The sequence below is a fragment of the Ruegeria sp. Ofav3-42 genome (assembly GCF_022347725.1).
Lineage (GTDB): Bacteria > Pseudomonadota > Alphaproteobacteria > Rhodobacterales > Rhodobacteraceae > Ruegeria.
Genome location: NZ_JAKRGB010000002.1, coordinates 405,304 through 417,366 on the forward strand (window position 1 = coordinate 405,304; position 12,063 = coordinate 417,366).

The window sequence follows — 12,063 nt, forward strand, 5'->3', positions numbered from 1 at the left end:
GGTTATGAAACACGTTGACGCACAACAGGTCAAACCTGAAACCGCCGACCGTTTGGAAGGCCTGATCGGGGAATTCGTAGGTCAGAGTCAAGCTTATTATCAGAAAGCTTTTGCCTACATGATGCAGGCTCCGGGGTACCGGTTCACACTGAACAAGGCTGCAGCAATCCTCGGACCAATCTGGTTCGGTGCACGCGGGCTCTGGTCCTGGTTTCTGGGATTTTTGGTCCTCGAGACACTGGCATACATACAGATCGGTTTAGGGCTTTTCGGCGATCTGGGGCGTGAATTCCGTGAACGAGCCGCCCAGATTGAGCAAACGCTGGACCTACGCCGTCAGCAGATAGAAGCAGCGGAACAGTCCGGAGCGGCTTCCCTCGATTCACTGAAACGAGCGGCAGAGTCGCTGGAGGGCGCTTTGGCCGGGGCGCAGGAAGCTGCCCGAAGCGCGGACTCTACAGGCATCACGTATTTGGCAGTGGGAATAGTCCTGTTGCTGGCGGTGAAGTTTCTTTCGGCATCGTTGGCCAACTGGACTCTGGAAGGTCAGTTCGCACGTTGGCGGTCGGATACCAGCGTGGCGCATGGTTGGTCTGTTATACGGATGATCGTCGCCTCCGTTCTGACCGTGGTGGTCGTCGTACTTTCCGCAATCAAGTTTGCGCAACCTGACGCGCTGGCCGTTCTGAAGACCTTTCCGACCAATCGGGACTGGCGATTGAACGTCGGCGACGGAGTGCAGGCCGTTTTTGAATGGACCAAGACTGCGGGACGCGGGTTCTTTGACGGATTAACCTACGGAATGCGTACCCTGTTGGACTGGATCGAAGTGGTGTTGGTCGATACCCCCTGGCCCGTGGTTGCGCTGGTGATCATCATGCTGGCCTTTCTGTCCGCTGGCCCACGCGTGGCGATTTTCACCGGTGCGGCGCTGGCCTATCTGGGCCTGCTGGATTTCTGGGAAAAGGCGATGACCACCATCGCCTTGCTTGGGGCCGCCGCGCTGATCTCGATCACGTTGGGTATTCCGCTTGGTATTTACTGCGCGCGCCGTCCGCGTGCATTTGCCATCGTGCGACCAATTCTGGACTTCATGCAGTCGATGCCGTCATTCGTGTATCTAATTCCGGTGGTCGCTTTCATTGGGTCCGGCAAACCTGCCGGTGTGGTGGCGACTATGATCTTCGGCAGCCCACCGGTGATCCGCTTTACGGTACTGGGTCTTCAGCAGGTGCCTGAGACGGTGCGTGAGGCCGCAATGGCCTTTGGCGCAACGCCGCGCTACCTGCTTTGGCGTGTCGATCTTCCACTGGCACACAAGACTATTATGGCTGGAGTAAACCAGACCATTCTGATGTCTCTGGCCATGGTTGTTGTAGCGTCATTGATCGGTGCCAAAGGATTGGGTGAAGACGTCCTGGAAGCGCTGCAATACGCGGCGGCAGGGCAAGGTATCCTGGCTGGCCTCGCGATCCTTTTCTGCGCACTTATCTTGGACCGTATCGTAGCGGGAAAGAAGTGAACTTGGATGCACGGTAACATTGGTTAGGTCGGCCTGCGATCTGTAATCTGATGGTTCAGCGTTTACGGAAGGCGGCCGCGCCGGCCATTCAACCAAAGATTTTGTGTTTCCACAGCCCAATTGTCCTTAAAGGGAAAATGCTGAAGTTGTGGTCCAATGTCGGCTTAGACATGCTGAAACGCGGCGGCGGTTGAAATAGAAAGGCCGTCTTTGGGCTGTTCTCAACTCTGACGACAGGACGCTCACCACAGCCTTGCAAAGGTCACTATCCGACTGGATCGAGCCATCCTCGCCGAAGACAGGCGGACCGAGACGATAGAAGCGGAAGCCGCCACCGCCTTCCCAATTCTGCGCCTTGGTAATCCCGCCCTGTTCGCCGTCCGTGACCTTTTGCAGACGCGGCGCACAATGGGTGACGGCATGTTCGCCCATCTCGATCCCGATGTACTGACGACCCATCTTATGTGCCACGGCAGCCGTAGTGCCAGAGCCGAGGAAGCTATCGAGCACGAGGTCGCCGGGGTTGGTCGCGATGTTCAAAACGCGCTCCAAAAGTCTTTCGGGTTTAGGTGTATCGAAAGCATTGGTGGCCCCAAAAAGAGCATTGATCTCTTTTTTGGCTTCTTGATTGTGACCTACATCTTTGTTGGTCCACCAACTCCATGACTTCACGCCGTTGGCTTCTGAAAGATAGTTTTTGATCCTTGGCCGAGCCTTCCCGTTCTTGCCGAACCACATGCGGCCTTCAGCAAAGAAACGTTTGAAATTGTCCTCAATGTTGCCCCAACAACGCCCTTCTGGCGGGGTGTACTCAGCTCCGCCTGGAGTGACGATCGTATACATTTGGTTGGGCCGATATCCTTGCGCTGTAAAATCAGTTGAAACCCATGGGCCTTTGGGGTCGTCGTCGGGGTTTTTGTAAGCTTTCGCCTGATCTTCGTTTAAATTGAGCTCGTTGAATTTTGCTCGCGCAGTCTGAGAGCCGTAGACAAGAATGTGATCATGAGCGTCTCCCATGTGGATTCGACCATCTGGTGAAGTGCGCTTTTGCCAAAGCGCGTTCACAATGAAGTTCTTTCTCCCGAAAACTTCATCAAGCATGACCTTCATGTAGTGGGCTTCATCGTCATCAATGCTTACCCAGATCGAGCCATCCTCGGCGAGCAACTCCCGCAGCAGTTCCAGCCGGGGCCACATCATGGCCAGCCACTGCGAATGCTCCAGATTGTCGTCGTAATGCTCGAACGCTGACCCAGTATTGTAGGGTGGATCGATATAGATGCATTTCACTTGTCCGGCATAGTAGGGTAGCAGCGCCTTCAACGCCTCAAGGTTGTCGCCCTAGATCAGCATATTGCCCGCATCCTGGTCGCCATAGCCCAGTTCAGGCACTTCCTCTAACAGGCGGTAAGGCACCTTCTCCGCGGCTCTTACATCGTCATCTCTGGTCAACCAGAGTAGGGTGGGCATCTGCTCTTTTCTTTCTTATTGGGCGCAAATTGCGCCGGTCTCAAATCTCGTTAACGTGCAATCGGCTTAGGCGATGCATTTCACGCAGGACGTAAAACATCATGGGGTACCAAAGGAGGAAGGCCGTGGTGCCAGCCAGTCGCCAAGTGTCGGAAAAGGTTGCAACGGTCAGCGCGATGATCGCTATCCCACAAGAGGCAAGGCCGAGCTGGAACGGTCCGCGTAGCGCGCCTTTCCAATGCTCCTGCACCTTCCGTGCTTGAACGCTTAAAGGTTTCTCGCACCACACCGACTGACGTTCCTCGATCGACAGGAGCGGATCCATGAGCTGGTCGATTTCTTCGTCGGAGAGCCCCGGTGGGATTTGGAGCGCGCTTTTCATTGTGCCACCTCCAGCCAATTGTCGATTTCAGAGACGGCGACCTCTGGCACATCTTCGCTTTGCTTCGCAGCCATGACGCGCTCGACGCAAATCCGACAGGCTATCAGCCATCTTTTATCAAATTCGATGGAAAGGCCCCGTTCCTCAGCGCGATTGTCAACTGCTTGAAGTATGTGCTTCATCTCATCGAGAAGGGATGTTGTGCGGTTCGTAAGGCCCTCGTCACCCTCATGGAGCCATGCTGGGTGAGTGCCGTACTTCTCAAGGATCGCGGAAAACACATCAGATGGGATGGCCCGGTGCCCTCGGATGTACTTGAAATATGAGTTGCGGCTTATACCCAAAGTTTCTGCAAACGCTTCTTGTGAAAGACCGCTTTTGTTTCTGACCACTTCGATGCGTTCGCCGATGCTGCTCATACTCTTTGTTTACTTAGTTTACACATTGTATCGTATGGGATACAAATAACTCAGATGTTTAGATTCGTGTTGATTGTACTCGGATACATCATGTGAGCCAACAGTTGCAGGGAGTGCCCAAATGGAGACAGCGCGCAACCAAGAGTACGAAAGCCCAGCCGAGGTTGCTCTTCGCTTAGGTTGGCCGCTGGCCCGTGTGCGTCGGTTGATCCGAAGCAAAGAGGTCAGGCACATCAAAGTCGGTGGGCTTTATCTGTTACCGGCTGGTGCGATGGAGGAATACCTCAACGCGAACACGGTCGAACCGCTGCGGGACACGCCGGAAAAGCGCTGAGGGTAAAGTATGGCACGGTATGTTCCACTCGCGGCTAAGGAAAGTACGGCAGCTCAACTACTCGACATGTCCGTTCCTGAATTCAGAGCTGGTGTTGAATCGGGTCATTTGCCAGATGCCAGAATTATCGCTGGAGAGAAGCGGTGGGACACCAAGCTCTTGGAGTTGATTGTATCTGGTGAGCTCGTTGACGGACACGAGGAGATTTCTTGGTGAGCCGAAAGAAGTACCTTTGGCAACACCCAAGTGGCCGTTGGTATGTTCGCAAAGGCGGGCAGTACTACCGAATTCACGCGGATGCAGGCACACAAGCGTTCGACGACGAGTATTGGGAAATACTGCGCGGCAAACGCCATGTGTCGAAGCGGTCTTGGTCAGTACTGATCGAAGAATTTCGAAAGACGGACAAATGGGCAGGCTACGAGCAGCGTTACCGAGAGGACTTGGAGAAGTCCTTCATTTATCTGGATGAGAAAATTGGCAAGCGAGACGTTGCAAGGCTCTCGGCAGCCGACATCTATAATGCGATGGACAAGAATGCCCACCGAGTCAATTTCGCGAACTACATTCCTGTAGCGGTAACATTGCTGGCGAAACTAGCGAGGCGAAAAGGTTGGCTTCACGAAAACCCAGCTGCAGGAATCGAACGCTTGCGAGTTCCTGACGACAGGAAAAAACCACACATTCCGTGGACAGATGTGGCCGTGGAGACTTGGCGAAACAACGCAAGTGAATTGCCAATGCTCATTTTTGAGCTCGGGGTGGGTACTGTCCAACGACCAAGAGACTTAAACGGTTTCACTTGGTTACACTATAAAGACAAGAACCTCGATTTGACCCAGAATAAAACGGGAGTGGAACTTCAACTTCCCTGTACACCAAATCTTATAGCTCAACTTGATGCTTTGAAAGCTGCACTTGGCGAAAAAGCTAAGCCAGATCGTCCAATATTGGCCAATGAAGACGGTTCACCCATGAGTTATCACAAGATCGCTCGCATTATGCGCGCTGAGCGCAAGCGCCTCGGCGTTTTGGCGCATGATTTACATGCCATGCGCTATCGCGGTGTTATGGAACTGGCTTGGGCAGGCTGCGATGACGACGAGATCATGAGCTACAGCGGTCACAAAACTAAGAAAATGGTGATCAAATATGCTGGTTTTGCGCGTCAGATCATGCGCGCTAAAACCGCTGCAGAGAAAAGAATGCTGTGGGAGCAGCTATTGAACGAAACGAGCACAAAGCAAGAAACTGATACTAGAGGTGATACCCCATGACAGCAGAAATTCATAACCCATTGATTTTATTGGAGGCGAGTACCGGAATCGAACCGGTGTACACGGATTTGCAATCCGCTGCGTCACCACTCCGCCAACTCGCCTTTTCAAGTAAAATCAAATACTTGCCGTGGTGTGACAGGCGTTTTAGCAGCTTTCTGCAGGGGCGTCCAGAGGGGCAGGCGCAAATTTCGGGCTCAGGCGTCAACTTCGTCTTGGGTTGCGACGTTATAGCTTGCGATAATTGGAGAGTTTCGGTGTCGGAGCCGTTGCCGGTGTTCCAAGGATGTGGCAAAACTCGGTCACCCAAGGGAACAGAACGAGCGATCCAATGACAGATTTCGCAGCCCGGCGCCGGACGATGGTTGATACGCAGGTACGCCCCTCTGATGTTACGAAATTCCCCATCATAGATGCGATGCTGACCGTCAAGCGCGAGAATTTCGTGCCGGATGCGCAGCGCGAGGCGGCTTATGTCGAGGGGTTGATCGACCTGGGGGAGGGGCGCTGTATGCTGGAGCCTCGGACACTGGCCAAGATGTTGGATATTCTGAACATCTCCAACGACGAAGCGGTTTTGGATATCGCCCCCGCGATGGGGTACTCGACCGCCGTTGCCGCGCGAATGGCGCAGCTTGTCGTTGCCGTCGAGGAAGATGAAAACCTGGCCGCCGAATCTCAATCGATTCTGCTGGAAGCCGACGCCGACAACGCGATTGTCCACGTCGGTCCGTTTGAACAAGGTGCGCCCGAGCATGGCCCGTATGATGTCATCATGATTCAAGGTGGGGTTGAACAGGTGCCGGACACATTGCTCGCGCAACTCAAGGATCATGGTCGCATTGCGTGCCTTTTTGTCGAAGGAGAGCTGGGCACGGTTCGAATTGGGCACAAATCTGGTGATCGTGTGACCTGGCGGGACGCGTTCAACGCCAATGCGCCGATTTTACAGGCATTTTCAACGAACCGTGTATTTTCGCTATAGTTTGACGGCAGATTGTTCTGCCGCCTTGATTAGTTGAACACAAACGCGCAAACTGTGGTCAGGACAGCGTAATTTTGATTTGAGAGGATTTCGTTATGAGTTCTATGGCGGGAGGCAAGCTGGTCAAGGCGCTGGCGGTGACGGCTGGAGTCGCACTCAGCATGATACCAGGGCGAGCGGTCTGGGCTGATAACATAACGGACGCATTTATCGGCGCGTACAACACCAGCGGGTTGCTGGAACAGAACCGCGCGTTGCTGCGTGCGGCGGACGAAGACGTCGCGATCGCGTTGTCGGCGCTTCGACCGATCATCAACTGGACGGTGCGCGTCAGCAGTGACTATACGCGACGGAACATCGACAATGTCGTGACCAGAACCGAACCAAACAACTTTTTTACCGGACTGACGCTCGCCCAACTGCTCTACGATGGCGGTGCTGCTGTACTGGGCAAGCAATCGGCGCAGGAAACTGTTCTGTCCACACGGCAGACCCTTCTGGATATCGAACAGCAGGTCTTGTTCCGGGGAGCAAACGCTTATCTGGAGGTTCTTCTGCAGGAAGAAACGGTTCAGATTCGACTGAACAACGTCGATGTTTCGGCCGAGGAACTGCGCGCGTCGCAGGACCGGTTTGATGTTGGCGAAGTGACACGAACAGACGTTGCGCTGTCGCAAGCGCAGCTTGCAAGCTCGCAAGCCGATCTGGCGGTGGCGCGCGGTAATCTGGATACGGCGCAGGCAGAGTATGTGAACGCCGTTGGCAAATCGCCCGGACGGACCGCCGGTCAGCCGAGCCTGCCGAACCTGCCAAGCTCGGAAGGGCAGGCCGTCAGCCTGGCGCAGCGTAATCACCCGGCCATTCTTTCGGCACAGCACCAGGTGCGTGCCTTCGACCTGATCGTTGCGCAGCAGCGCGCCAACCTTGGTCCGAACGTCAGCCTGAACGCTCGGGGCGGAATCACTGAAAGCTATGACAACGACGACAGCATCGAAGACGCACAGGTTTCTCTGGATTTCACCCAGCCGATTTATGCCGGTGGCCGTCTGGCCGCAAACGTGCGCCGGGCAATGGCGACACGGGATGCATCGCGCGCAAACCTGCTGAACGTGCAGAAAGACATCACTCAGGGTGTTACCGAAGCCTATGCGCGCTTTCAGGCCGCAACAGCAAGTCTGCGGGCGTCGACCGAGCGGGTCCGCGCATCGCAGGTTGCGTTTGACGGTATCCGCGAAGAGGCAACCCTGGGCGCACGGACCACTCTGGACGTTCTGAACGCTCAGCAGGACCTTCTGGACGCGCAATTGGCCGAGGTCGCATCGCGGATTGAACGGTCGCGGGCAGCTTATCAGTTGCTGCAAGCGCAGGGTCTGCTGACCGCCGAGCGTCTTGGGCTGGCAGTGCAGATTTATGATCCGACGCTGTATTACAATCTTGTCAAGCGCGCACCGGCTCAGGTCAGCAAGCAAAGCAAGGACCTTGATCGCGTCCTCAAAGCATTGCGCCGCGACTAAGGGCCAATACTGCCTGTTGTTACGCCCGTTATGTTTGGCTACACTCAATCCTGAGGATAGAGCGGTAGAGAACCATGACGGATAAAGTCGCAAACAGCGGAGTAGAGGACGTGCTGTCCTCGATCAAACGGCTGGTTGGTGAAAAAGGTCAAAAAGCCTTGGATACGATGCCATCGTCAATCGCCCGCAAGCCCGGGCGATTGGTGCTTACAGATGCATTGCGGGTTGGCGGGACGTCCAGTGTTCAGGACGGTCCAGAAAACGAGCCTGAGGCCAAAGAGGGCTACACTGCCGACGCGTCGGTCAAGCCAATGCTCCTGCGTGCTTGTGATATCGTCGCTCGTGAGGACTCTGCCGACAATGTGCCCCTGAAGCCCGAACAACCTAAAGACGCCACGAACAGCCTGAGTGCGAAGATCGAAGCCCTGGAGGCAGCGATTGCCCGGACTGAAGATCAATGGGAGCCGGACGGCGATAGCGAGGATGCCTACTCCGGGACGCCTACAAGGTCGCTGGATTGGAGCAAAAAGGAAGATACTTCCAAACCTGACACTTTGGAAACAAGTGATGCAGCGTCTGAGACTGAGGTTGATAAGGAAAAATCGTCGCCCGACGTGATGGCGACGTTTATCCGGGATCCGGATGTGTTTTCGCTGACCAGCGCCGAGATTAAGCAAGAAGCGGAGTCGCCAAAAATCGATGAAGAGGCGCTGCGCAAACTCATCGCACAGGTGGTGCGCGAAGAGTTGCAGGGCGTGCTGGGCGAACGCATTACGCGGAATGTGCGCAAGATGGTACGGCGCGAGATCTACAAGGCGCTGGCTGAGCAGGAGTTGGAGTAACTCTCAGGCCCTTCGAGGCGTCTCGGCAAGCGCCAGCAGGCGGTCCAGATCCATGTTCTTTTCCAAGTGGTCTGCCAGCGCGTCCAGCGTGTCTTCGACACCGTCGTCATAAGCCAGGTCCGACACGACACCCAACTGTGACAGGTAACTGGCCCGAAACGCGTCCGAGGTGAATATACCGTGCAGGTAACTGCCGCGAATGCGACCAGATGCATTCGCCGCACCTTCAGGCCGCCCATCGACTTCCAGCCAGGCGCGGGCGCAATCGAGGCCTTCGGTCCGACCCATGTGGATTTCGTAGCCCGACACCGGCTCTCCACCCTCAAGGGCGCGGGCCGAGGTCAGAGTCACCTGTTTCTTCCCGGCCATAATGGTTTCAACATCCAGCAGGCCCAGTCCTTCAACAGTGCCCGGTCGTCCATCGACCCCATCGGGGTCCGCGATGGTCCTTCCCAACATCTGATAGCCGCCACACAGGCCCAACACATGGCCGCCCCGGCGGACATGCGCATACAGATCCACGTCCCAGCCTTGCGCGCGGAAGTATGCCAGATCTCCGATCGTGGACTTGCTGCCGGGCAGCAGAACCAAATCAGCGTCGCCGGGCAGGGCGCGGCCTGCCGGAACAATCTCAACCGTTACTCCCGGCTCGGTCGATAGCGGATCAAGATCGTCGAAATTGGCCATGCGTTCCAGTTGCGGCACTACGACCTTGCATGCACCGCCGCTGTGCGAGCGGATATCCATCATATCCTCGGCGGGCAGCTTCCACGCGTCGTTAAACCATGGCACGACGCCCAGACAGGGCCAGTTTGTGCGCGCGGCGATGTCGTCGCGCCCTTCGTCGAACAGGGAAACATCGCCTTTGAACCGATTGACGGCAAAGCCCCGGATCAACTCAAGATCACTCGTATCCAGAACCGCCTGAGTGCCCACGATCTGCGCAATCACGCCGCCCCTGTGAATGTCACCAACCAGAACAACAGGCACACCTGCAGCGCACGCGAATCCCATATTGGCGATGTCGCCCTTGCGCAGGTTGGTTTCCGCCGGGCTGCCCGCTCCTTCGATCAGGACCAAGTCAGCATCGCGGCAGAGTCGGTCAAAGCTTTCAAGCGCCGCACCCAACAGTTTAGATTTATCCTTGCGGTAATCGCCTGCTTTCATCGTGCCCGCCCGCTGGCCCTGTACGATGATCTGAGCGCCAGTGTCGGTTTCGGGCTTCAGCAGGATCGGATTCATGTCCGTATGTGTTGCACGCCGCGCCGCACGCGCCTGCAACGCCTGCGCGCGCCCAATCTCACCGCCATTTTCGGTGACGGCCGCATTGTTCGACATGTTCTGTGGTTTGAACGGTGCAACCCGCAAACCGCGCCGTGTATAAGCCCGGGCCAGACCGGCCACGAGAACCGATTTCCCGACATTGCTGCCGGTGCCCTGAATCATGATGGACCGAACCATGGCCTGTCTCCTATGTTGACGCGCAGATGACCTGATTTGCAGGCAAAGGAAAAGCCCAAGTTGAACACGCCAGCGCATCTTTTGATCGGGGCCGCTGCTTTTGCCCGCCCAGCCCATGGGCGAATCCTGTGGGCGGCGCTATTGGGATCGTTGCTGCCTGACCTTTCGCTTTACGTGATGGCGGGCACTTCGCTGTTCGTGCTTGGCATCCCCGAAAGAGTTGTTTTCAACCAGCTCTATTTTTCCCAAGGCTGGCAGACAGTGTTTGCGATCGACAATTCCTTTGTTCTCTGGGGGGTGGCGCTGTGTGTCGGGATTTGGCGAGGGTGGACCGTATTGACCGTCGGAGCGTCAGCCGGGTTTTTACATCTTTCGATGGATTTCCTGTTACACGCAGGGGACGGGCGGCCTCAGTTCTGGCCGCTCATCGACTGGGTGTTTCATAGCCCGGTCAGCTATTGGGACAGCAGCCACCACGCTTTATGGGTCGCGCCGCTATCCATGGCAGTTTGCGTTGCGTGCTATGTTGTCCTGTGGCGTCGCGGGATGTCTGTGTCGGCGAAAATGTCCTTCGCCGCACTGCTCGCTGCCGAGTTCTGGGTCGCGCGGCAGTGGCTTTTGTTCTTCTGAAACCTGACAAAAAGAAAAGCGCGCTCCCTTTTCAGGAGCGCGCTTTTTCCATCAGAAGTCGCCCTGGATCAGGCGGCTTCGGCTTGCTGTGCGGCGTTGCGACGTTCGCTTTCCTCGCGCGACAGCGCGACCGAGGTGCGAACACCACGTCCAACGAACTCCATCAGCCCGCCAACAACCCGCTCATTCGGGTCGATACCCGCGCAGGACAGTACCTCGCGACCATCACGAGAGCGCGCCCAGCGGGCGATCTGCTCCGGGCCATTGCCATATTTCTTGTCATCGGCAATAGCGTCATCCAGTGCAGCCAGTACAACGGCCGCGAAAAGTTTCCGAGCACGATTGCCTTGCTCATTGTTAAAGGCAGTGCCGTCAACGAAATCTCTCATCTCGTCTTCCTTGTTGTTCTTGCTCTTGCATTTTCGGCGTGACGGTTCTTATGACCGATTAAGTGCGATTCGGATACACTTAAAATGCATAGTTGCGTTGCGTCATTTGCATAGCTTGCTGCAAGTGCAGCACTAGGTCTCGTTGTCTTGTCAGGTGTGTTCCCGCCAGATATAGGGACGGGAACTGACGCATCAACCGTTTGTGAAGGATTTAAGTCATGCCCAAGATAAATGGGAACGAAATTCGCCCCGGAAATGTGCTTGAGCATAACGACGGGCTGTGGGCCGCAGTCAAGGTCGACCACGTAAAGCCCGGTAAAGGCGGCGCTTTTGCGCAAGTCGAACTGCGTAATCTTCGCAATGGGTCGAAGTTGAACGAGCGGTTTCGCTCGGCGGACAAAGTAGAACGTGTGCGTCTTGAGCAGAAAGATCAGCAGTTCCTGTACGAATCCGACGGCATGCTGGTGTTCATGGATTCCGAGACCTACGAGCAGATCGAACTGCCCGCAGAACTGCTGGGCGAACGCCGCCCGTTTCTGCAGGACGGCATGACAATTGTTGTCGAATTTTATGAAAGCGAGGCGCTGAACGCCACGCTGCCGCAGAAAGTGACGTGCAAAATCGTTGAAACCGAGCCGGTGGTCAAAGGTCAAACCGCAGCGAATTCGTTCAAACCGGCGATTCTGGACAATGGCGTCAAGGTCATGGTGCCACCGTTTATCGGTCAGGATGAAATGATCATCGTGAACACGGAAACTATGGAATACTCCGAACGCGCGTAAAGCGGCGCTTTCAGGGACAAGAGAAACCGCGTGGACCTGTACCGCGCGGTTTTTTG

At 55.8% G+C, this 12,063-nt stretch carries 14 protein-coding genes and 1 tRNA gene; 8 read left to right on the forward strand and 7 right to left on the reverse strand.

Annotated elements, in window-relative coordinates:
- The first annotated feature begins 4 nt into the window (after window positions 1-4).
- Window positions 5-1,522: a proline/glycine betaine ABC transporter permease gene (locus MHN28_RS04765; protein ID WP_239336544.1), complete on the forward strand. Its 1,518-nt coding sequence runs from the start codon at window positions 5-7 to the stop codon at window positions 1,520-1,522.
- A gap of 126 nt (window positions 1,523-1,648) precedes the next feature.
- On the opposite strand, the gene MHN28_RS04770 is transcribed toward MHN28_RS04765, so the two are convergent.
- Genes MHN28_RS04770 through MHN28_RS04780 form a run of 4 tightly spaced genes read right to left on the reverse strand, consistent with a single transcriptional unit; the run spans window position 1,649 to window position 3,793 of the window.
- A complete protein-coding gene (locus tag MHN28_RS04770; RefSeq protein ID WP_239336545.1) occupies window positions 1,649-2,845 on the reverse strand; it encodes a site-specific DNA-methyltransferase in 1,197 nt (398 codons plus the stop codon).
- A gap of 18 nt (window positions 2,846-2,863) precedes the next feature.
- A complete protein-coding gene (locus MHN28_RS24795) occupies window positions 2,864-2,992 on the reverse strand; it encodes a hypothetical protein (RefSeq protein WP_255732044.1) in 129 nt (42 codons plus the stop codon).
- A gap of 40 nt (window positions 2,993-3,032) precedes the next feature.
- The gene (locus MHN28_RS04775) at window positions 3,033-3,374 is read right to left on the reverse strand and encodes a hypothetical protein (RefSeq protein WP_239336546.1); all 342 of its coding nucleotides are present in this window, start codon (window positions 3,372-3,374) and stop codon (window positions 3,033-3,035) included.
- Window positions 3,371-3,793 (reverse strand): helix-turn-helix domain-containing protein, encoded by a 423-nt coding sequence (locus MHN28_RS04780; protein WP_239336547.1) that lies wholly within the window; start codon window positions 3,791-3,793, stop codon window positions 3,371-3,373. The genes MHN28_RS04775 and MHN28_RS04780 overlap by 4 nt, the downstream gene beginning before the upstream one ends.
- A 121-nt stretch (window positions 3,794-3,914) precedes the next feature.
- Between MHN28_RS04780 and MHN28_RS04785 the strand changes: the two genes are divergently transcribed.
- Together MHN28_RS04785 and MHN28_RS04790 are read left to right on the forward strand one after the other, a co-directional pair.
- On the forward strand, window positions 3,915-4,127 hold the full coding sequence (locus tag MHN28_RS04785) for an excisionase family DNA-binding protein (protein ID WP_239336550.1): 213 nt from the start codon (window positions 3,915-3,917) through the stop codon (window positions 4,125-4,127).
- 212 nt (window positions 4,128-4,339) lie between these two features.
- On the forward strand, window positions 4,340-5,404 hold the full coding sequence (locus MHN28_RS04790; RefSeq protein ID WP_239336553.1) for a tyrosine-type recombinase/integrase: 1,065 nt from the start codon (window positions 4,340-4,342) through the stop codon (window positions 5,402-5,404).
- A gap of 30 nt (window positions 5,405-5,434) precedes the next feature.
- Here MHN28_RS04790 and MHN28_RS04795 read toward each other — a convergent pair.
- A tRNA-Cys gene (locus MHN28_RS04795) sits at window positions 5,435-5,508 on the reverse strand.
- Window positions 5,509-5,735: 227 nt separating this feature from the next.
- On the opposite strand from MHN28_RS04795, the gene MHN28_RS04800 reads away from it, so the two are divergent.
- The 3 genes from MHN28_RS04800 (at window position 5,736) to MHN28_RS04810 (ending at window position 8,745) form a co-directional block, all read left to right on the forward strand.
- Window positions 5,736-6,389 carry a protein-L-isoaspartate O-methyltransferase gene (locus MHN28_RS04800; RefSeq protein ID WP_239336556.1) on the forward strand — a complete coding sequence of 218 codons (654 nt, stop codon included), beginning with the start codon at window positions 5,736-5,738 and terminating at the stop codon, window positions 6,387-6,389.
- A gap of 95 nt (window positions 6,390-6,484) precedes the next feature.
- On the forward strand, window positions 6,485-7,903 hold the full coding sequence (locus MHN28_RS04805; RefSeq protein WP_239336559.1) for a TolC family outer membrane protein: 1,419 nt from the start codon (window positions 6,485-6,487) through the stop codon (window positions 7,901-7,903).
- 74 nt (window positions 7,904-7,977) lie between these two features.
- Complete coding sequence (locus MHN28_RS04810) at window positions 7,978-8,745, forward strand: hypothetical protein (protein WP_239336561.1); 768 nt, start codon at window positions 7,978-7,980, stop codon at window positions 8,743-8,745.
- Between the two features lie 3 nt (window positions 8,746-8,748).
- Here MHN28_RS04810 and MHN28_RS04815 read toward each other — a convergent pair whose 3' ends face one another.
- On the reverse strand, window positions 8,749-10,206 hold the full coding sequence (locus MHN28_RS04815) for a cobyric acid synthase (protein WP_239336564.1): 1,458 nt from the start codon (window positions 10,204-10,206) through the stop codon (window positions 8,749-8,751).
- 60 nt (window positions 10,207-10,266) lie between these two features.
- Between MHN28_RS04815 and MHN28_RS04820 the strand changes: the two genes are divergently transcribed.
- A complete protein-coding gene (locus MHN28_RS04820; protein ID WP_239336566.1) occupies window positions 10,267-10,836 on the forward strand; it encodes a cobalamin biosynthesis protein CobQ in 570 nt (189 codons plus the stop codon).
- A gap of 68 nt (window positions 10,837-10,904) precedes the next feature.
- Here the strand turns inward: MHN28_RS04820 and MHN28_RS04825 are convergent, their stop codons facing one another.
- Window positions 10,905-11,225 carry a DUF6280 family protein gene (locus MHN28_RS04825; RefSeq protein WP_008757056.1) on the reverse strand — a complete coding sequence of 107 codons (321 nt, stop codon included), beginning with the start codon at window positions 11,223-11,225 and terminating at the stop codon, window positions 10,905-10,907.
- Window positions 11,226-11,443: 218 nt separating this feature from the next.
- Here MHN28_RS04825 and efp point away from each other — a divergent pair, with 218 nt between their 5' ends.
- Complete coding sequence (efp, locus tag MHN28_RS04830; protein WP_239336569.1) at window positions 11,444-12,007, forward strand: elongation factor P; 564 nt, start codon at window positions 11,444-11,446, stop codon at window positions 12,005-12,007.
- Window positions 12,008-12,063 lie beyond the last annotated feature (56 nt).

Bases quoted from the DNA above. Each gene is read 5' to 3' on its own strand.
- MHN28_RS04765 (WP_239336544.1), top strand. From the start codon at position 5: ATGAAACACGTTGACGCACAACAGGTCAAACCTGAAACCGCCGACCGT.
- MHN28_RS24795 (WP_255732044.1), bottom strand. From the start codon at position 2,992: ATGCCCACCCTACTCTGGTTGACCAGAGATGACGATGTAAGAGCCGCG.
- MHN28_RS04775 (WP_239336546.1), bottom strand. From the start codon at position 3,374: ATGAAAAGCGCGCTCCAAATCCCACCGGGGCTCTCCGACGAAGAAATC.
- MHN28_RS04780 (WP_239336547.1), bottom strand. From the start codon at position 3,793: ATGAGCAGCATCGGCGAACGCATCGAAGTGGTCAGAAACAAAAGCGGT.
- MHN28_RS04785 (WP_239336550.1), top strand. From the start codon at position 3,915: ATGGAGACAGCGCGCAACCAAGAGTACGAAAGCCCAGCCGAGGTTGCT.
- MHN28_RS04800 (WP_239336556.1), top strand. From the start codon at position 5,736: ATGACAGATTTCGCAGCCCGGCGCCGGACGATGGTTGATACGCAGGTA.
- MHN28_RS04805 (WP_239336559.1), top strand. From the start codon at position 6,485: ATGAGTTCTATGGCGGGAGGCAAGCTGGTCAAGGCGCTGGCGGTGACG.
- MHN28_RS04810 (WP_239336561.1), top strand. From the start codon at position 7,978: ATGACGGATAAAGTCGCAAACAGCGGAGTAGAGGACGTGCTGTCCTCG.
- MHN28_RS04815 (WP_239336564.1), bottom strand. From the start codon at position 10,206: ATGGTTCGGTCCATCATGATTCAGGGCACCGGCAGCAATGTCGGGAAA.
- MHN28_RS04825 (WP_008757056.1), bottom strand. From the start codon at position 11,225: ATGAGAGATTTCGTTGACGGCACTGCCTTTAACAATGAGCAAGGCAAT.
- efp (WP_239336569.1), top strand. From the start codon at position 11,444: ATGCCCAAGATAAATGGGAACGAAATTCGCCCCGGAAATGTGCTTGAG.